The sequence below is a fragment of the Bacillus sp. FSL H8-0545 genome (assembly GCF_038006105.1).
GTDB lineage: Bacteria > Bacillota > Bacilli > Bacillales > Bacillaceae_G > Bacillus_A > Bacillus_A cereus_U.
In genome coordinates, this window is the sequence record NZ_JBBOUO010000001.1 from 3584642 (window position 1) to 3603680 (window position 19039).

A 19039-nucleotide genomic window follows, 5' to 3' on the forward strand; every position below is an offset into this window, starting at 1 on the left:
AAAAAGGATAACACGTTTTTTTATTCTACACTCTCAAAATAGAAGTCGTATTGTACTTTATACAATTCATCGTCTGTTGGCTCTTCAAGAGGAGTTGCCTGCAAGACTATCATATATTCCCCGTTAGGAATAGGAATATGCAATTTATTAGAAAGAATACTTGTTATATATACTTCTTCATTCTTCACTGTGAAAGGAACTGATATCGTTCTAACCACTTCTTCTTTCTCAATATGATTTCCGCAAGTAACTTCTACTTCACAAGTATAGTCAGAGATTGCTTCAAAAATAATAGCTCCATCCACCTCAGCATAGCCTCTTTCAAAATCTTCAGGAGTCCAATCTACATAAGGCTGCTGACCATCATAATTCATTATCATTAATTGCGAATATGAAATTGTTAATTCCATAACTACCCCTCTCCTCCACTATGAAATGTACGCCAATTACTATTTCACTTCAAACTTCACACGCGTACCATCTGGATATTTGTCTAGCTTATTCCCTACCCAAGAACCTGCACCGCGGTTATCTGCTGGACTTATATATTCAATATGGGCTCCTTTTCCACCCTCCTTACACATCGCCATCGGCCATTCATCACGATCATAACCTTTCTTCGTCGGATATGGCGCTAACGATAATTTCCTTCTATCCGCTGCACCATTACGATCAATTGTGCACATTTCTGAATGCCCTTCTTTTATAGCATCCGTTATATGTTTCCCGGTCTCTGGATATCGTTCTTTCGGGAACTCTAGAATTTGATCATACGTAGTTGTTTTTTTAGTACTTGTCTCCTCTGGCACAAGTACTTCATATACCGCTACCAAAAGAGAAAGAATTGCAATAATTGAAATGATAATACCTTTAAATTGCTTCATGTGTACCTCCGTGTTCCTACCAATTTCTTTTCCTCAGTTATTATAACAAACTTCTTCTATGTATGTTTTCAGACATTATTTTAGCTCTTCCTCTCCATTTCGCCAAAAACATTCATTTTTCCTCATCTTTTCACTAATGCTGTAGAAAACTAATAACCTTCCGACATTCTTTTTCAAAGGAAGTCCTCATAAAAGATTGAAATGATATATACGATACTTTTTGGGGAGGAACTATCATGGAAGCTATTTATAAAACGAAAGATGTTACAAATAAAACAGGTATCCCAAAACATATAGTCCGAAAATATAGCCAACTCTTAGAGGAACACGGTTATATTATTTCCAAAACAGCTGATGCTCGTATTTATAAATTGGATGATTTAAAACTATTGAAATCTATACATGAAAGAGCTGCTACATTACAAGAAGACATTTCAGAAACAATACCTATTATTTTAAAAGAAAAAGAGGCCCCACCTGTCCCTGTTATTCAAGATAAACAAGAGATACAACCGAAAGAAGATGGACGTAACTTTGAGGAGTTCATGTTAAAACTTGAAATGCTTGCTCAATTAAATGAAGCAATTATTCATCAAAACTCTACTCTCATTACACAAAATCGTTTAAAAGACGAGAAATTAGATGAACTAATGCAACAAGTTTATGTAAAAGAAGGCTCTCAAGAAAAAATGTTACAAGAGCTAGTTGTTCACGCCGCTCAAACAGATGCACTCCAAAAAGAAAAGATGGACTTATTAATGAATCATATGTATAAGCGAGAATCCAAACAAGAAGAAAAAATGAATAAACTTGTCAATCAAATTTACAATAAAGATAGCAACCGCGATGCACAACTTATGCAAGTTATTCGCGAAATTCAAGAAACAAAAAAATTAGTCGCCGCCTCAAAAGAGCAAAGCTTCTTTCAATCATTTAAAAGTTTATTCGTTCGAACAAAACAAGATAAAATAAATGAATGAAATTTCGTATATTTTTCTAATGCAAGATAAAATAAAAAGTTACCTTCTACCGGTAACTTTTATTCCTTATATCGTACAGCTGGCAATATAATAATAGCTTCAGTTCCTTTTCCGCTTTCACTTTTATATTCCAATGTACCATTATGCGCTTGTAAAATACTAAATGTTACCATAAGACCTAATCCTGTTCCTTTTTCTTTTAAAGAATAATAAGGTTGTCCAAGCCTTGCTAACTGTTCTTTTGTCATTCCAACACCACTATCTTTAACTCTTATTATTATCATTTCATCTTTTTGAATAGCCGTTACTTTTAAATACCCTTTGTTTCCTTGAATTGCTTCAATACCGTTTTTAACAACATTCATAATAGCTTGCTTCAATTTCGCCTTATCGCCGATAGTATAAAGGCTCTCAGAAATCTCAACTTGCAAATAAACGCCCTGCATCGCTGCAAATGATGACATAAGAGTTGTCATTTCAATTAATTGTGCTGATAAACAAATATGTTCTTTTTTTTCAATTTGAGGCCTTGCTAAATTTAAATAATCTGAAATAATCTGTTCAGCACGATCCAGTTCAGCTAATACGAGACGCATATAATCTTTGTTTTTTACGTCTTCCGTACTCTCTAGCAATTGAATAAACCCTCGTACAACAGTGAGAGGGTTTCGAACTTCATGTGCAACACTTGCAGCTAACTCACTTATAATATTAAGTTTTTCTGATTTTTGCATTTCTGTACGCAATAATGCATTTTCGTTTAAATACTCAGTCAAATACACTTGAAATACCATTGTCATAACCATAATAAGTGATGCAAATATATACCCACTATATAGATTAGATATGTACGGTGTAAAACCTGTTTCTAAAAGGACATTCAACATCCCGACTACTAATGAAACAAGAACATAAAATGATGCAATCATAAAAGCTAATATTAGCTTCTTATCTCTTGAAAACAGAGACCATTTCTTTGACAAAAACAATGGAATTATCGAAAGAAATATAACTTCTACGATAGGCAACCAACTGAGCCCCTTAGAAATCCATTCATATGCAACAAAAATAATGGCAGGGATGAGCCCAACAATCCCACCATATAAAAAACCACTAACAATTGGGATTGGATGGAAATTGTATCCGCAAACGGTACCAAAACAAATAGAGTATGTCATGGAGAGAACGAGTGTAACGCTAGATAAAAACATAATAAAGTAGCGATTAGGCTTCGGAAGCATTTCTTGATAACGATTTAAACGAATCGCTTCATATAAAAATAGTGGTAAAATAATGATGGCAATTTGGATCATTAAATCACGAATCAGCTCCATAGCCTGTCATCCCCTATATGTATTTTGATATGATTATATCATTTTATAACTCTATTTGTTTTAAAATTTTGATTTTTCTTAACATTTTTGTTAATTATTTGTTAACAACTAATAATAAATGTTACAAATTTCCGAAATGATTGTAAACCCTGTACCAAATTTCCTTCGTGCAGTATACAATGAATACGGATTACAAAGAAAATAAAAAACACTTCACTAGACGGACAACTATTGCAAAATACAGCATATAATCCATACTATCTATGTTTACAAATAAGTGATCATTACTTTAGTAGGAGGAAGATAAATATGGCGGGTACTACGCTTGTTTTAAAAGAAGAAAATTTGGTTGTGCTAGAAAACGTTGAAAAATCAGTATACGAAGAATTGCAACATAAAGCAGGGGAAGAAGATTGTACATGTGCTGTAAATGAATCCGTTGTCCATCTTGGCAGAGTATCTTCCGTACTTTGGAACGAAGATGAAATAGATTGGGAATACGGTTATTAAAAGTCGCTTGCAGCGGCTTTTTTTTTGTTTATGCTTAAACAAATGGAGTGAAACTTTAATTAACTCACACAACTTATACTCTTATGGACATTTGGATCCTCACATAATTTCTTACTTCCACTGAATTTTAAAAATAGCGGGGGAATTTTATAAACAAAGCGTAATAGTTAAAAATATGATAAAATGAACTTAATTTTCAAACGGAAGAAAGGGAGATACAATGGAACAATTCATTAATCCTAGAGTGAAGGACATCCAAATTTCTGGAATCCGTCAGTTCTCTAACATGATTCAAAACTATGATAATCTCATCTCTTTAACAATTGGGCAACCCGACTTCCCTACACCTTCTTTAGTAAAAGAAGCTGCTAAACGGGCCATTACAGAAAATTATACAAGCTATACACATAACGCTGGTTTACTAGAATTACGCGAGGCGGCTTGTAACTTTGTAAAAGATAATTACGATTTACATTATTCACCTGACAACGAAACCATCGTTACAATCGGTGCTAGTGAAGCGATTGATGTTGCATTTCGAACAATTTTAGAGCCAGGAACGGAAGTGATTTTACCTGCTCCTATTTATCCTGGTTACGAGCCGATTATTCGACTATGCGGTGCAACTCCCATTTTTATAGATGTTCGTGAAACTGGATTTCGTTTAACAGCTGAAGCTCTGCAAAATGCAATTACAGAACGAACAAGATGCGTCGTTTTACCGTATCCTTCTAATCCAACTGGTGTTACCTTATCAAAAGAAGAATTAGAAGATATTGTATCTACCTTAAAAGATAAGAATATTTTCGTTCTTTCTGATGAAATTTATAGCGAACTAGTATATGAAGGGCAACACACATCTATTGCTCAATTCCCAGAAATGCGTGAGAAGACTATTGTCATTAATGGCTTAGCCAAATCACATTCTATGACAGGATGGCGTATTGGATTTTTATTTGCTCCTAATTATTTAGCAAATCATATATTAAAAGTTCATCAATACAATGTGACATGCGCTAATTCAATCGCCCAACATGCTGCAATTGAAGCGTTAACAGCTGCTAAAGATGCACCTAAGATGATGCGTCATCAATATAAAAAGCGCCGTGATTACGTATATAATAGACTCATTCAAATGGACTTAACAGTCGAGAAGCCAACGGGTGCATTTTATTTATTCCCATATGTCGGAAACTTAACATCTTCATCATTTGATTTTGCACTTGATCTTGTAAAAGAAGCTGGGCTGGCCGTCGTTCCTGGAACGGCATTTTCTGAATATGGTGAAGGTTATCTTCGCCTTTCCTATGCTTATAGTATGGAAACTTTAAAAGAAGGCTGCGACCGTTTAGAAGCCTTTCTAAAGCAAAAAGCTAAGAGTTAAACTCTTAGCTTTTTTTACGCATAATGATCACAAGTTTGGCGCTTCAATAATTTATGCGGAATAATAATGCATTTTGAAGTAGGCTCAGAATGCTCTACCTTATCAACTAAAGCTTTTGCCGCTTCATACCCTAATTGATAAATATTCACATCAACTGTTGAAAGCGGTGGACTAGCAATTTCTGATAATAAAGCATTATTAAAACTTACAATAGAAACATCTTTCGGTACAACAAACCCTTTTTTAGAAAGTGCGCTTAGTACGCCAAGTCCAATTAAATCATCAGTTGCGATAATTGCTGTTGGTGGTTGCTTTAGTCCCATTAATTCCTCAACAGCCTGTTGACCACTCTCTCTTGAAAAATCAAAGTGTAAAATATACTCTTTCGGTAGTAGAATATCTCCTAATTTCAAAGCATCACTCATACCTGCCAAACGATCTCTCGTTACAAGTAAATCTGATCCACCACCAATGAATGCGATTTGTTTATGCCCTAATGAAATTAAATACTCGGCTACTTCTCTTGCGGCTGTATAATTATCATTATCTACATATGTAATTTCATCTTTTCGATCATATGGTTTTCCGATTAAGACAAACGGGAAATTTTGATTATGCAGATATTGAATGATCCGATCGTTTTCTCTTGAATACAAAAGAATAATTCCACCAATTTGGCGCCCTTGTACCATCTTTACAACACCATTAAAAATTTCGTCCTCCGTTTCACCTGTCGACATATAGAGCGCATACCCTTCCATATGTGCAAATGAACTAATTCCTCTTATAACTTCTGGGAAAAATGGATTTTGAAAAGCTTTACTTGCAGAACTCGGCATAACGAGTCCAAGCGTTTTCGTTGTTTGATTCGCAAGGTTTCTTGCATTTAAATTTGGGTGATAGCCTAGTTCACTCATTACTTTTCGAACACGGCGCTTTGTTTTTTCACTTATACTTGGATTATCAGCAATTACACGTGAAACCGTCGACGGTGCAACATTTGCCTTCTTCGCCACATCTTTAATTGTAACTGTCATAAAAATCCCCTCCTCTCACTTCTCTGCCCTATTTCATATATTGTTATCTTGCATCTGTGCAAGTAGTAGGAGAAGTCGCAAACTTCCATCACTTCGTTCTATCTCACAAAAATTATCTTATTCTCCCTCTCCATGTATTGTAAGGGAAATAGCTCTATTTTCCTATACTATAATATACTATTTATTTCACATCTTTTCTCATGCTATGTCAAATCTCTTTTCATCTCCCTATAAAACTTTTTATAGGGAGATGAAAAGAGAAATGGGACGTAATGTCCCATTTTCATCCTTTCGTACCTCCAGCTGTTAAACCGGAAACAAAATATTTTTGCAGCGATAAGAATAAAATAGAAATCGGAATTGCAATTAATACTGATCCAGCTGCAAATGTTGTAAATTCATTACCAAATTTCTTCGCTACCATTTCATATAACCCAACTGCTAAAGTATAATTTTCCGGTGTGCGTAAAATAATACTTGCTAAAATAAAGTCTGTAAATGGACCGATGAAAGTAAATAACGCTACAACCGCTACGATTGGCTTTGCAAGTGGCATAATAATTTGCCAAAAAATACGGAAATGCCCCGCTCCATCCATTCGAGCTGATTCATCCAACTCTTTCGGAATCGTATCAAAATACCCTTTCATAAGCCATGTATTCATCGGAATTGCTCCGCCCACATAAATTAAAATTAATGCAAGATGTGTATCAATTAATCCTGTTAACTGCGCTAATATATATAGCGCGATTAACGCTGCAAAATTCGGGATCATTTGGAGAATTAAAAATGTTAATAAACCATTCTTTCTTCCAACAAAACGATATCTCGAAAATGCATAAGCAGTAAAGCTAATTGCTAACACAGAAAAAATCATCGTCATAACACTAACTTTTAACGTATTTTTATACCAAAGTAAGTAATTACTTGAATCAAGATCAAGTAGCTTGCGATAATGATCTAACGTGGCATTTTTCGGAATAATGTTAGAACCAGACAAACTATCTCCTGGATTAAACGATGAGCCAATTATCCATAGTAATGGATAGAAAATAATCGCACACATTATGAAGATAACTAAATAACTTAATGAAAGACGTAACATCTTTTGTCGTTTAATATTCATTTACATCATATCCTCTTCTTGGAATGATTTTGTTCTCTTAAATTGCCATAACGCAACTGTAATAACGATTAACGATAAAATCATTGTAAGAGCTGCTGCTTTTCCGTACTGAGCCGAAGTCATCGTTAACTTATAGATCCATGAAATTAAAATATCTGTTCCACCTGCATTTTGTCCAGACACAGCAGGTCCCCCGCTATTAAATAGATAAATAATACTAAAATTATTAAAGTTAAACGTATATTGTGTAATTAAAATTGGAGCTGTTGCATATAGAACGAGCGGCAATGTAATTTTGCGGAACTGTTGCCAAGCTGTTGCACCATCTACTGTAGCTGCTTCATACAGTTCTCCTGGAATCGATTGCAATATACCTGTTGTCATTGCAAAAACAAACGGGAAGCCAAGCCACGTTTGAATCATAATTAAAGCGATTTTCGACCAAAATGGATCAGTCATCCAAGCAACCTTTTCAATCCCGAATAAAGCTAATACTTGATTGTTAATCGCTCCGAATGTTTCATTAAACATACCAGCAAATACAAGAATAGATACGAATGCTGGAACAGCCCACGGTAAAATGAAGATTGTTCTAATAACAGCCTTCCCTTTAATCCCAGGCTGGTTTACGATAATCGCTAAAAAAATACCCAGTGCAACTTGTAATGTCGTTGCAACGAATGTCCAAATGACAGTCCAAGAGAATACACTTAAAAATGTATCTCTCCACATTGGTAATGTGAAAATATCAATAAAGTTTTTAAAGCCCACCCAATCTACTAATTTAGCTGGAGGGGAGTGATATAAATCATAGTTTGTAAATCCAATTAAGATAACAAAAATGATTGGAAACACGACAACAAAGATAAGTAATAGAAACCCTGGTGAAACCATTAAATACGGAAAACCTTGATCTAATAAATTGCGATATTGCTCTTTTACTGAGTTTAATGGTGTCCCTATATCGCGTTTTTCCCCATTTTGGTATGCATCATATAAGTTAAATGCATATACCCCTAGTCCAAACACGACAACAATAAGTGCCAAAATCCCTTCTACTAATAGAAAGACAGAATGGTCACGTGGAACTTCTGTACCGAGCGTTACAATTCCCCATAATCCTATATTTAATAAATCAGCAAATGCTACAATAAATGAGCCTGTTAATACTAGAAAAATAAGACCTTTTACGTATTGTTTATTATATATTTGGCCCATGCCTGGAATAATAGATAACATGGTCGCCATTTTCCTATGCTTTGAACCGTTCACATCTTTCGTTGGTTCTATAGATGTTTGCATGTTCCTTCCCCCTTTTTTCTTCCTACTTGGAAGGGAGAGAATTCGTGCCTCTCATATTTAGAGGCACGAATTTCACCTTATTTTTTATTGCTGTGGTTTGCCTCAATATTACCTTTAATTTGTTTCACTGCATTATCAAGTGCTGCTTTTGGCTCTTGTTTATTTGATACAACTAATTGAAGCGCATCTCCAGCTGGTTTCCAAACTTCTTGCATTTCTGGAATATTCGGCATTGGGATTCCATTTTCTGATTGAGTCGCAACTGCTTTTGCAGCCTCATTATCTTTAATAATTGGATCTTCCATCACTGATTTTACTGGAGGAATTTCTTTTGTTTTCTCAAATCGAATTTTCGCGTTTTCTTCATTTGTTACCCACTCAGTGAATTTTGTAGCTAAATCATTTTGTTTAGAGAAACTTGTTACATGCCATCCTTTTACCCCAACAAATGTTTTCATCGGTTGACCATTTGGTAATTTCGGCATTGGAGCAACACCATAATCAATTCCAGCCTTTTCCATTGCTTGGAATGCCCATGGACCATTCATAATAGATGCTGCTTTTCCTTCATTAAATAATCCATCTGCAGCTGAACCGCCAGATTCACCAATAATTCCTTTTGGTAATAATTTTTCTTTATACCATTTTTGAATATATTCAGCACCTTGTACTGCACCACTATTATTTAATCCAATATCTGTCGGAGTCAGTTTTCCATCTTTTTCACCAAATACATAACCGCCCATACCCGCCATAAATGCGTTAGCAAAATAGAAGTTATCTCCTAATGTTAAAAATCCGTACTTGTCATCTTTCGTAAAGTCTTTTGAGAAGTTATACAGCTCATCCATCGTTTCTGGTGCTTTTGGCATTAATTTTTTATTATAAATAAAGATTGGTGTTTCAATTGCTTTTGGTAAACCGTATAGTTTTCCGTCGTATGTTTGTGCCTTTATTGATAAATCTGTAAATTTATTTTTTACCGTATCATCCACTTTCACCTCTGAAAGTAGCCCTTCTGTTACCGCATTACCAATATGATCATGCGGTAATGTTACAACATCTGGTCCTGTACCAGCTGGACCGTCGAGACGAAGTTTTTCTATTTGTTTCGTCATCTGAACCTCTACAACTTTTACTTTCACATTATATTTCTTTTCAAAACTTTTCACTGCCGGCTCTAGACCAACACCTTTTTTCTCATCTTCCCAAACGAGAAGATCATAATCTTTCTTCTCGTTACTTGCTTCTTTTTTCCCTGAATCTTTCGGTCCACATGCAGATAACATACCGATTGACAATGCTGAAATCGTTAATAGTGATAATGCTTTCTTCATCCCAAAAACCTCCCTAAATTGTCTATGTACCTCTTTAATTGAAAACGTTTGCATTCCATAGTTTAATAAAAGCGCAAACAATATCATAATCTATGAAAACGTTTGCGCTATTTGTCTATCATTATACATCCTTTTATTCATTTTGCAAATATTAATTTTCAAAATAATCTTATCATACTCTTTATTCATTGACTTTACATAAAATGAATACTACTCTTATAAGCAATATTAAAGTTATGTGGAAGGCAATCGTTTGCAACATAATCTTTATTATTTCGTTTACGGGAACTATATGTATAGAGATATTAAAGGGGGATTTTCTATATGCTTAAAGAAGCGATCTATCATAGGCCAAAAGATAATTATGCATACGCTTACGATGAAAAAACAATTCACATCCGAATACACACAAAAAGAGATGATGTTCACAGCGCCGCTCTCATCTACGGTGATCCGTACGAATGGCAAGATGGGAAATGGATTACAGCGAGTACACCGATGAAAAAAACCGGATCTACTGAGTTATTTGATTATTGGTCGGTTTCAATCAAACCAAAATTTAAACGCTTACGTTATGGATTCGAATTAAAAAACGACGTAGAAACTCTTATTTATACAGAACGAGGATTTTTTTCTAATATTCCAAATGACGATGTCGGTAACTTTTTCTGCTTTCCATTCATTCATGCAAAAGACGTTTTCAGGGCACCATCCTGGATTAAAGACACAGTATGGTATCAAATTTTCCCAGAACGATTCGCTAACGGGGATAGCACATTAAATCCGGCAAACACCCTTCCTTGGAGCAGTGCAGAGCCAACTGCTACTAATTTTTTCGGAGGTGATTTTGCTGGTATTCTTCAAAATCTTGATTACCTTGTGAAGCTTGGAATCTCTGGCATTTATTTCACTCCTATTTTCAAAGCTCATTCGAATCATAAATATGACACAATTGATTACATGGAAATCGATCCACAATTCGGGACGAAAGAAACTTTCAAAGAGCTCATTGAAGCGTGTCATAAACGTGGTATAAAAGTAATGCTCGACGCTGTTTTTAATCATAGCGGATACTTCTTTGATAAATTTCAAGACGTGCTGGACCAAGGTGAGAATTCCGCCTATAAAGATTGGTTCCATATTCATGAGTTTCCAATTATAACCGAGCCACTTCCTAGCTATGATACTTTCGCATTTACACCATATATGCCTAAATTAAATACGGCACATCCAGATGTAAAAGAATATTTACTTGAAGTAGGTCGTTATTGGGTAAGGGAATTCCATATAGATGGTTGGCGCCTTGATGTGGCAAATGAAGTCGATCACAGTTTTTGGAGAGAATTCCGAAGTGAAATAAAAGCATTAAATCCTGAAGTATATATTTTAGGAGAAATTTGGCACGATGCACTCCCCTGGCTACAAGGTGACCAATTTGATGCTGTAATGAGCTATCCGGTTACAAACGCTCTACTTTCTTACTTTGCTAACGAGTCCATTAATTCAAGTGAATTTATGAAACAAATTACAGATTCTCTACATTTCTACTCTATGAATGTAAATGAAGCGGCATTTCATTTATTAGACAGCCATGACACACCTAGAATTTTAGCAACATGTAACGGGGATAAAAATAAGTTAAAGTTACTCTATGTATTTCACCTTTCTTTCATCGGTTCTCCTTGTATTTATTACGGCGATGAAATCGGTATGGATGGTGGAATGGACCCTGGCTGTCGCAAATGCATGATATGGGATAAAAAAGAACAAGACACTCTTTTATTTACACATATACAAAAATTAATTTCATTACGGAAACAATATAAATCATTTGGAGGACACGGTACTTTTCAATTCATTGAGGCAAATGATGAACATAATTATATTTCTTATACAAAAACATATGAAGATGAAACTATCTTTTTCGTTTTAAATCCTACTAACAGTGAAGTTACAACTTCACTCCCTCTTCGTATTACTGGGAAGAAAATAATTAACATTTATACAAATGAAGAATTTTCAGCGGAAGCAAATGTATTACAAGTTACACTTCCACCGTACGGATTCTCTATTTTAAAATGGTAATAGAAAAAGCCTTATGCCAGGGTGGCATAAGGCTTTTTCTTATTTCAATTTAAATACCATTGCTTCATATGGTCGTAACGTAATGTTTTCTATCGATACATTTTCTACGTCATAATTGTATATTAATAACTCTGATTCACTATAAATAATATCCTCAGGCAATTCAAATACACATTCATCTGCAGTGAAGTTTGCAATCACCAGAAGCTTTTCTTCTTCATATGTTCTTACATAAGCAAAAATAGAAGGGTTATTTTCTAGTATTAAATCATATGTTCCATACACAACTATTTCATTGTTTTTGCGTAACTCAATCAATTTTTTATAGTAATAAAAAATCGATTCTTCGTCTTGGATTGCATGTTTCACATTAATCTCTTTGTAGTTAGGGTTTACCGCAATCCAAGGCTCACCCGTTGTGAATCCAGCATGTTCTCTATCATCCCACTGCATCGGGGTTCTAGCATTATCTCGGCCCTTTATATATATAGACTGCATCACTTTATCTATATCTTCGCCGTGCTCTATAACTTTTTCTTTATACATATTTAATGTTTCAATATCTCGATATTCATCAATCGATTCAAATCGAACATTGGTCATTCCGATTTCTTCTCCTTGATAAATATATGGTGTCCCTTTCATCATATGAAGCACTGTCGCTAACATTTTTGCTGATTCAGTATGATAAGCTCCATCATTACCAAAACGAGATACAACGCGAGGCTGGTCATGGTTATTCCAATAAAGGCTATTCCAGCCTGTTTGTTCTAATGCTTTTTGCCACTTTGTTAAATTTTGTTTCAAAGTAATAAGTGAGCATGGTTTTACATCCCATTTCCCACCTTCTCCAGAATCTAAATCCATATGTTCAAATTGGAATACCATTTGCAGTTCTTTTCTAGCTTCTCCTGTATACAATTTAGCTTCTTCTGTCGTTACACCAGGCATTTCCCCAACCGTCATAATGTCATACTGAGACAATACGTCTTCATTCATTTCATGCAAATACTTATGAATGTTCGGACCGTTCATAAAATGTTTATGCCCTGAAACATATCCTTCTTCATCCGTTTCAACAGCTGGTAAGCCATCTTCTTTAGAAATAAAATTAATAACATCCATACGGAACCCATCAATTCCTTTTTCTAACCAAAACTTCATCATGTCATAAACATCTTGTCTTACCTTTTCATTATCCCAGTTTAAATCTGGCTGTTTTTTAGAAAACAGATGCAAATAATATTCATCTGTCATTTCATCATATTGCCATGCAGAGCCACTAAATGCTGCTCCCCAGTTATTCGGCTCGTTCCCTTCATTTCCAGGACGCCATATATAATAGTCTCTATATTTATTTTCTTTTGATTTACGTGATTCAATAAACCAATTATGTTCATCTGAAGTATGATTAACAACTAAGTCCATCATAAGTCTCATATTACGTTTATGCATTTCATGTAATAGTTCATCCCAGTCTTCCATTGTTCCGAACTCATTCATAATTTTACAATAATCACTTATATCGTAACCATTATCATCGTTTGGAGATTCATAGACTGGTGATAACCAAATTACATCAATACCTAGTTCTTTTAAGTAATCTAGCTTTGAAAGAATACCACGAAGATCCCCTATGCCATCACCGTTACTATCCATAAAACTACGAGGATAAATTTGATATACTACACTTTCTTTCCACCATTGTTTTTCCATTATGCTACCCCATTTCATCTATACTATTGATTCTTTTTTCTTTTTTTAAGGCGCAAACGTTTTCATTACTGAATGATAACAGATTCTATCCAAATTTAAAATAGCGCTTACAATATTTATTTTCTTTTTCTGATAAAACATGTGGAACTTATTATATATTCATAGGAATAATGAAAACGTTTTATTTTTTTATAGTGTTTTTATTTCTTTTTTGAATCTATTCGTTTATAATAAATTCAAAGAAAACGTTTGCATAAACTTTCTAGGGGGAAATATCATGGCAGAACTTAAATTAGAAAATATTTATAAAATATATGATAATAACGTAACAGCCGTAACAGATTTTAATTTACACATTCAAGATAAAGAATTTATCGTATTCGTTGGTCCTTCTGGCTGTGGAAAATCTACAACACTACGAATGGTAGCTGGACTTGAAGATATTTCAAAAGGAGAATTTTCAATTGATGGTAAGCTAATGAACGATGTTCCTCCAAAAGATCGAGATATCGCAATGGTCTTCCAAAACTACGCTCTTTATCCACATATGAGTGTGTATGATAATATGGCATTTGGATTAAAACTTCGAAAAATACCGAAAGATGAAATCGACCGTCGAGTGAAACATGCAGCTCAAATTTTAGGGCTTGAACAATATTTAGATAGAAAACCGAAAGCTTTATCAGGTGGACAACGCCAACGTGTCGCATTAGGTAGAGCGATTGTTCGAGACGCAAAAGTCTTCTTAATGGATGAACCATTATCAAACTTAGACGCTAAACTACGTGTTGCAATGCGATCAGAAATTTCTAAATTACACCACCGCCTTGGTACAACGACAATTTATGTAACACATGATCAAACTGAGGCAATGACAATGGCTTCCCGTCTTGTTGTTATGAAAGACGGAAAAATCCAACAAATTGGAACTCCAAAAGAAGTATATGAAACACCTGAAAATATTTTCGTTGGTGGTTTTATCGGTTCACCCGCAATGAATTTCTTCCGTGGAAAATTAACTGAAACCGATTTCGTTATAGACAGTTCACTAAAGATTAAAGTATCTGAAGGAAAAATGAAGTTATTACGCGAACAAGGCTATGTAAATAAAGAAATTGTTTTAGGTATTCGTCCAGAAGATATTCATGATGAACTATTATTTTTAGAAGCTTCACAATCTACTACTTTCACAACAAAAATTGAAGTTGCAGAGTTGTTAGGGGCTGAATCCATTTTATATATGAAACTTGGAAATCAAGATTTTGCAGCACGTGTTGATGCAAGACATATCTTTTCACCTGGTGACCAAATTAACCTTGCTTTTGATATGAATAAAGCACATTTCTTTGATAGTCAAACCGAACAACGTATTCGCTAAGTATACATGCAAATACAACACCTTCTTTTTTAGGTAGAAAAGAGAACCTAGCCATGCATAGAAACGGTCAAATTCTCTTCCTACCCCGTACCAAATTAAAACAAAGAAAATAGTGGGTACGAAATCACTTGTATTCTGTATAGTTTCTACTTATACGATAAGAAATTAGAATGGCTGAAAATACACACAAAAAAACCGTCCACATATATACTGAGGGCGGTTTTCCATTATTATACTAGGGCTTCTATTGTATGAAATGATTGTCCTCTCGTGCTAATAATACCGAAAACTGGTAAATCACTGAGCACCACTTCTTCTTGCTGTTTCATAAAAGATGACGTTAATTGTTTTATCTCTATCCAAACGTCATTAATACAAAGTGCATTGGAATCGTTCTCTTGTTGGCGAGAAAAAATAGAATCTATTTTATACAGACCAGCATTTTGAAAAAGCATATCAACACGACTATATGCCTCCATAGCAAAACTGATAACACGTTGCCAATCTCCTTGTTTTCCCATATCGTAGGATACAAAAAGTGCCTCTCCGCCTAGATTCGTAATTTCCTCAGCTGTTGCTTGTCCACTTTCTTGATCAATGTCCGTCACAATTACTTTTGCGCCTTGCTTAGCCAACAAAAGAGCTGTACTACGTCCAATACCGATGCCACCACCAGTTACAATGGCAACCTTTCCTGCAAGCTTCATTTTCATTACCCCTTCTATAAGTCTTACCGTCATTCAGTATACTCTTTTATTAGATTAATCCGCAAGCAGGAAAAGTTAACTCGACAACTTGTAAGCGATTACTTGTTTGTTTCTTTTTTTTTCTTACTATTATACTGATCGAAGGTTAAACCAATAAAAATAAGAATTCCCCAAAATATTAAGCTACCTCCAGTCATTGCAAATCCCCCTTTGTTATATAACGATATTATTTATATCCATTATACCATTATCTTAATTTTCAATCTATTCAAAACGGAAATAGGGTGTTTGAATTAGCTACCGCTTCTTTAAACATCCTTCAGTAATATGGAAGGTACTATATAGGAGATATCCTCCCTATATAATCAAATTTTTTACGAAATTAAAAATAAGACTTTTTATATACAAACAATAAAAAGTCTTATTTCATTAGTAGCACCTATAATTTAAATATTAATTATACAAGACTCATCACTTTCGTCTTTGCAATTAAATCATGGAAGCCACAATTATCTTTGCGGAATAACATCATATATACATTGCATATTAATGGAACTCCAAGTAATAATATGCTTGGTAATAATAATACCAAAAATCGTATTATTAATGTTTGTAACGTTAGTTTTTCACTTGTTAACGAGATTATTTTTGTTCTTGTTACCTTTTTACCAAGTGTAGAACCGTTCCAAAGAAAAGGTAACACAATAAAATTTATAGCCATTAATACAAAAACAAGTGTAAGGTCATATCTATAGTCACCTAAACTTATATTAAAACGATTGAAAATAGCACTATAGTTCCCGGTAATAATAGCTACTACTGCACCGTACGTAACTGAGATTAAAAACATGTCAATAAGGGAAGCACCTATGCGATTCATTACAAGCGCTGGACGATGCATCTTTAACTTCATTTTGTGTCGACTCCTTCATATCCTTCTTTACCCGTTTCATCGTACCACTTCTAAAAAACATTGTAAACTGGCGTTTCGCTTACTTTTCTTGTACAATGTGTTACAACAGCATTGTAAAGGAGGTTCCCATATTGAAAAGATGGATAATCCTATTTGCCGCACTCTTATTAACAGGTTGTACAGGCAATACAAACCATTTAACTTATACAATTAACGATGAATATGAACTCATACATACTTCTGGAGATGCATTTGAACTTTTCCCCTCTCAGGATGCTGTATATGCTACACAATACATCCCTGCAAAAATTACAGAAATTGCTTGGGACGATAAATACATTATCACAAAACAAATTGAGGAAAAATCAGATCCAAATAATCCTGACGCAGCAATTACAAATAAAAAAAGTGAACATTATTGGATTATCGATGTAAAGCATAATAAACGATTCGGTCCTTATAATGAAAAACAATTTAACGAGCAAAAAGATGCTTTTAAAATTACAGTACCTTTTCAAAGTGTAGATTCATATGTGAAAGAGCTAAAAAAACAGTCAGCATAACTTTTTATGCTGACTGTTTTCGTTTAAGTACACACCTTACTTAGAAAATGAGATATTGAAAGTTTGTGGCTCTTTAACAGCTTCATGAGTATCTCCCACTGCTAAATCATCTGTTGTAAACTTAATATCCTTTACCTTCTCTTTTCCATCATCGAGTATTAAACCGATAATTCCTTCTCGTGTCTCACCAGGCTTATAATCTTCCCTTGATACACTCTTTGTGCCTACAAGTGTGTCTTCTTCATTTAAAAAGTTTTGAGTCGCTACCTTAAAATGCTGTTTGTCATTAATAATAACATCATTCATAGAGAAGAATTGCATGTTCTTATTTCCACTATTCTCTACCTTATATGTAATTTCAACATACCGAATCGTATCGCTAATCTCTGTTCCACTTAACGATGCATATAATTCAGCGTCTTCTTGACTCACTTTATCTCCTAATCTACGCTTTACTTCTTCAGGAGTTAATGCAGTATACACTTTCAATGTATTTTTTGCATCTTTGCTCATTTGTGATAATGAGATAACTTTAACGTCTTGTACGTGAATTTTCATTGGGGCTACTTCAAATGTCTGATTCACAGAATGAATCTGTTCTAATTCAAATGTCCCCCACCCTTTTTCTTTCACTTTTTGTCCTACTTTTTTAAGCTCACGCCCACCATACTCTTTTGTTTCTGGAATAGATTCTTTCTTCTTAGGTTCTGCCTTCTTTTCTTCTTGATGGAAGCAACCACTTAACATAAGAAGAAAACTACATAAAACAAAAATACTTTTCCATGCTTTCATCATTTAATTTCTCCTAACACTATCATTCATTAAAATATATTAGTCCCTTGATTTGTAAACTATAGAAACAATAAGAAGTCCACAAAACGAACTTGTCAGTCCAGATACTATTATACCTCCTATTTGGAAAATATGAAAATAGGGGTCTAATAACGCGTGCACGATAAATATAATGGCCGCCACAACGATAGATGAAGCCCAATATTTCTTTTTTTCCGAAGTTAAACTAGTATCTTGATCAGTTTCCCTCCTATATTTCCATAGTACATATATTAGTAATAGTAGGCCAAAACATGTACTCCCATGCTGTAAAAATTTATACATCGGAATACTATATACTTCTTGCTGTAACAGCGGCATTTTCATAACAAAATAGCCTGTCTTATGGGTAAAAGCATCCCAAACGACATGCGTCACCATACCGAATAAAGCAGAATAGCAAAATACAAAAAAATCTTTCCAAGTATAAAGCCCCCACTTCTCATCTACTACATATTTATAGTAACTAGCAAAAGGCTTAGGTAAATGGGTTATAAATGGTCCTTTTAAAATACGATGATATGCATATGCTAATAAAAAAACGAGTGGTAAATTCAAATATAAGCAACCAGCCCATGTATGGCCAATAATACCGTATGGCCTAAAATGTAAAAAATATTCAAAATCAGGTGCCATACTACCTAATATAAGAGCCGTCACTGAAATATAACTAGAATGTTTCTTAGCAAAAGGGAGAACAGCTGCTGGATGCGCGAATGTAAATGGCATATTTTAACTCCTTTTCATATTTCCAATAGAATACATATTATCATAACGATATGAACAATCTCTATGCAATATTTATTTTCACATTGGAATATGATAGTTTAAATGTTATAATCCACATGAAATATTCAGAAAACAAGGGAGGATCACGTGTCGTTAACACTTGTCTTTTTTCTTGTTCTTTCTTTTCTTTTACTAAGTACGTACAATAGGATTTTTTCGCGGG

Annotated in this window: 19 protein-coding genes; 6 read left to right on the forward strand and 13 right to left on the reverse strand. The window is 34.4% G+C overall.

Annotated elements, in window-relative coordinates; translation table 11 throughout:
• Positions 1 to 20: 20 nt before the first annotated feature.
• A complete protein-coding gene (gene comJ / locus MHI07_RS18685; RefSeq protein WP_002111536.1) occupies positions 21 to 410 on the reverse strand; it encodes a competence protein ComJ in 390 nt (129 codons plus the stop codon).
• 39 nt (positions 411 to 449) lie between these two features.
• Complete coding sequence (nucA, locus tag MHI07_RS18690; protein WP_002014817.1) at positions 450 to 884, reverse strand: DNA-entry nuclease; 435 nt, start codon at positions 882 to 884, stop codon at positions 450 to 452.
• Between the two features lie 236 nt (positions 885 to 1120).
• Here nucA and MHI07_RS18695 point away from each other — a divergent pair, with 236 nt between their 5' ends.
• Positions 1121 to 1864, forward strand: a complete 744-nt coding sequence (locus MHI07_RS18695) for a DUF3967 domain-containing protein (protein ID WP_002111539.1) — start codon at positions 1121 to 1123, stop codon at positions 1862 to 1864.
• Between the two features lie 59 nt (positions 1865 to 1923).
• On the opposite strand, the gene MHI07_RS18700 is transcribed toward MHI07_RS18695, so the two are convergent.
• A complete protein-coding gene (locus MHI07_RS18700; protein WP_002111540.1) occupies positions 1924 to 3198 on the reverse strand; it encodes a sensor histidine kinase in 1275 nt (424 codons plus the stop codon).
• Positions 3199 to 3507: 309 nt separating this feature from the next.
• On the opposite strand from MHI07_RS18700, the gene MHI07_RS18705 reads away from it, so the two are divergent.
• The gene (locus tag MHI07_RS18705; protein WP_002111542.1) at positions 3508 to 3708 is read left to right on the forward strand and encodes a hypothetical protein; all 201 of its coding nucleotides are present in this window, start codon (positions 3508 to 3510) and stop codon (positions 3706 to 3708) included.
• Between the two features lie 220 nt (positions 3709 to 3928).
• On the forward strand, positions 3929 to 5092 hold the full coding sequence (locus MHI07_RS18710) for an aminotransferase A (protein ID WP_215579513.1): 1164 nt from the start codon (positions 3929 to 3931) through the stop codon (positions 5090 to 5092).
• Positions 5093 to 5106: 14 nt separating this feature from the next.
• On the opposite strand, the gene malR is transcribed toward MHI07_RS18710, so the two are convergent.
• From malR to MHI07_RS18730, 4 genes are all read right to left on the reverse strand, one after another.
• Positions 5107 to 6129, reverse strand: a complete 1023-nt coding sequence (gene malR / locus MHI07_RS18715; RefSeq protein WP_340825603.1) for a maltose operon transcriptional repressor MalR — start codon at positions 6127 to 6129, stop codon at positions 5107 to 5109.
• Positions 6130 to 6412: 283 nt separating this feature from the next.
• Complete coding sequence (gene malD / locus MHI07_RS18720; RefSeq protein WP_002111546.1) at positions 6413 to 7255, reverse strand: maltosaccharide ABC transporter permease MalD; 843 nt, start codon at positions 7253 to 7255, stop codon at positions 6413 to 6415.
• Positions 7256 to 8557: a maltosaccharide ABC transporter permease MalC gene (gene malC, locus MHI07_RS18725; protein WP_340825604.1), complete on the reverse strand. Its 1302-nt coding sequence runs from the start codon at positions 8555 to 8557 to the stop codon at positions 7256 to 7258.
• 77 nt (positions 8558 to 8634) lie between these two features.
• Positions 8635 to 9894: an extracellular solute-binding protein gene (locus tag MHI07_RS18730; protein WP_002111548.1), complete on the reverse strand. Its 1260-nt coding sequence runs from the start codon at positions 9892 to 9894 to the stop codon at positions 8635 to 8637.
• Positions 9895 to 10218: 324 nt separating this feature from the next.
• On the opposite strand from MHI07_RS18730, the gene MHI07_RS18735 reads away from it, so the two are divergent.
• Positions 10219 to 11979, forward strand: coding sequence for an alpha-glycosidase (locus tag MHI07_RS18735; protein ID WP_340825607.1), 1761 nt, complete (start codon positions 10219 to 10221; stop codon positions 11977 to 11979).
• Positions 11980 to 12018: 39 nt separating this feature from the next.
• Here MHI07_RS18735 and MHI07_RS18740 read toward each other — a convergent pair whose 3' ends face one another.
• The gene (locus tag MHI07_RS18740) at positions 12019 to 13695 is read right to left on the reverse strand and encodes a glycoside hydrolase family 13 protein (protein WP_340825609.1); all 1677 of its coding nucleotides are present in this window, start codon (positions 13693 to 13695) and stop codon (positions 12019 to 12021) included.
• A 277-nt stretch (positions 13696 to 13972) separates the two neighbouring features.
• Here MHI07_RS18740 and MHI07_RS18745 point away from each other — a divergent pair, with 277 nt between their 5' ends.
• On the forward strand, positions 13973 to 15073 hold the full coding sequence (locus MHI07_RS18745) for an ABC transporter ATP-binding protein (RefSeq protein ID WP_002111551.1): 1101 nt from the start codon (positions 13973 to 13975) through the stop codon (positions 15071 to 15073).
• A gap of 230 nt (positions 15074 to 15303) precedes the next feature.
• On the opposite strand, the gene MHI07_RS18750 is transcribed toward MHI07_RS18745, so the two are convergent.
• The 3 genes from MHI07_RS18750 to MHI07_RS18760 form a co-directional block, all read right to left on the reverse strand.
• Positions 15304 to 15813, reverse strand: a complete 510-nt coding sequence (locus tag MHI07_RS18750; protein ID WP_215579521.1) for an SDR family NAD(P)-dependent oxidoreductase — start codon at positions 15811 to 15813, stop codon at positions 15304 to 15306.
• Between the two features lie 65 nt (positions 15814 to 15878).
• Positions 15879 to 15977 carry a hypothetical protein gene (locus MHI07_RS18755; RefSeq protein ID WP_002145961.1) on the reverse strand — a complete coding sequence of 33 codons (99 nt, stop codon included), beginning with the start codon at positions 15975 to 15977 and terminating at the stop codon, positions 15879 to 15881.
• A 260-nt stretch (positions 15978 to 16237) separates the two neighbouring features.
• Complete coding sequence (locus MHI07_RS18760; protein WP_002014800.1) at positions 16238 to 16693, reverse strand: RDD family protein; 456 nt, start codon at positions 16691 to 16693, stop codon at positions 16238 to 16240.
• A gap of 131 nt (positions 16694 to 16824) precedes the next feature.
• On the opposite strand from MHI07_RS18760, the gene MHI07_RS18765 reads away from it, so the two are divergent.
• Positions 16825 to 17256: a DUF3997 domain-containing protein gene (locus tag MHI07_RS18765; protein ID WP_002033805.1), complete on the forward strand. Its 432-nt coding sequence runs from the start codon at positions 16825 to 16827 to the stop codon at positions 17254 to 17256.
• Positions 17257 to 17292: 36 nt separating this feature from the next.
• On the opposite strand, the gene MHI07_RS18770 is transcribed toward MHI07_RS18765, so the two are convergent.
• Together MHI07_RS18770 and MHI07_RS18775 are read right to left on the reverse strand one after the other, a co-directional pair.
• Complete coding sequence (locus tag MHI07_RS18770; protein ID WP_340825614.1) at positions 17293 to 18051, reverse strand: hypothetical protein; 759 nt, start codon at positions 18049 to 18051, stop codon at positions 17293 to 17295.
• 36 nt (positions 18052 to 18087) lie between these two features.
• Positions 18088 to 18816 (reverse strand): DUF4184 family protein, encoded by a 729-nt coding sequence (locus tag MHI07_RS18775; RefSeq protein ID WP_340825616.1) that lies wholly within the window; start codon positions 18814 to 18816, stop codon positions 18088 to 18090.
• Between the last annotated feature and the right edge of the window lie 223 nt (positions 18817 to 19039).

What these genes read in the sequence shown, in the direction of transcription:
- MHI07_RS18755 (WP_002145961.1), bottom strand. Translation starts at nt 15,977, where the DNA reads ATGACTGGAGGTAGCTTAATATTTTGGGGAATTCTTATTTTTATTGGT.
- comJ (WP_002111536.1), bottom strand. Translation starts at nt 410, where the DNA reads ATGGAATTAACAATTTCATATTCGCAATTAATGATAATGAATTATGAT.
- MHI07_RS18735 (WP_340825607.1), top strand. Translation starts at nt 10,219, where the DNA reads ATGCTTAAAGAAGCGATCTATCATAGGCCAAAAGATAATTATGCATAC.
- MHI07_RS18745 (WP_002111551.1), top strand. Translation starts at nt 13,973, where the DNA reads ATGGCAGAACTTAAATTAGAAAATATTTATAAAATATATGATAATAAC.
- nucA (WP_002014817.1), bottom strand. Translation starts at nt 884, where the DNA reads ATGAAGCAATTTAAAGGTATTATCATTTCAATTATTGCAATTCTTTCT.
- malR (WP_340825603.1), bottom strand. Translation starts at nt 6,129, where the DNA reads ATGACAGTTACAATTAAAGATGTGGCGAAGAAGGCAAATGTTGCACCG.
- MHI07_RS18750 (WP_215579521.1), bottom strand. Translation starts at nt 15,813, where the DNA reads ATGACGGTAAGACTTATAGAAGGGGTAATGAAAATGAAGCTTGCAGGA.
- MHI07_RS18695 (WP_002111539.1), top strand. Translation starts at nt 1,121, where the DNA reads ATGGAAGCTATTTATAAAACGAAAGATGTTACAAATAAAACAGGTATC.
- MHI07_RS18760 (WP_002014800.1), bottom strand. Translation starts at nt 16,693, where the DNA reads ATGAAGTTAAAGATGCATCGTCCAGCGCTTGTAATGAATCGCATAGGT.
- MHI07_RS18775 (WP_340825616.1), bottom strand. Translation starts at nt 18,816, where the DNA reads ATGCCATTTACATTCGCGCATCCAGCAGCTGTTCTCCCTTTTGCTAAG.
- MHI07_RS18710 (WP_215579513.1), top strand. Translation starts at nt 3,929, where the DNA reads ATGGAACAATTCATTAATCCTAGAGTGAAGGACATCCAAATTTCTGGA.
- malD (WP_002111546.1), bottom strand. Translation starts at nt 7,255, where the DNA reads ATGAATATTAAACGACAAAAGATGTTACGTCTTTCATTAAGTTATTTA.
- MHI07_RS18700 (WP_002111540.1), bottom strand. Translation starts at nt 3,198, where the DNA reads ATGGAGCTGATTCGTGATTTAATGATCCAAATTGCCATCATTATTTTA.
- MHI07_RS18730 (WP_002111548.1), bottom strand. Translation starts at nt 9,894, where the DNA reads ATGAAGAAAGCATTATCACTATTAACGATTTCAGCATTGTCAATCGGT.
- malC (WP_340825604.1), bottom strand. Translation starts at nt 8,557, where the DNA reads ATGCAAACATCTATAGAACCAACGAAAGATGTGAACGGTTCAAAGCAT.
- MHI07_RS18770 (WP_340825614.1), bottom strand. Translation starts at nt 18,051, where the DNA reads ATGATGAAAGCATGGAAAAGTATTTTTGTTTTATGTAGTTTTCTTCTT.
- MHI07_RS18705 (WP_002111542.1), top strand. Translation starts at nt 3,508, where the DNA reads ATGGCGGGTACTACGCTTGTTTTAAAAGAAGAAAATTTGGTTGTGCTA.
- MHI07_RS18740 (WP_340825609.1), bottom strand. Translation starts at nt 13,695, where the DNA reads ATGGAAAAACAATGGTGGAAAGAAAGTGTAGTATATCAAATTTATCCT.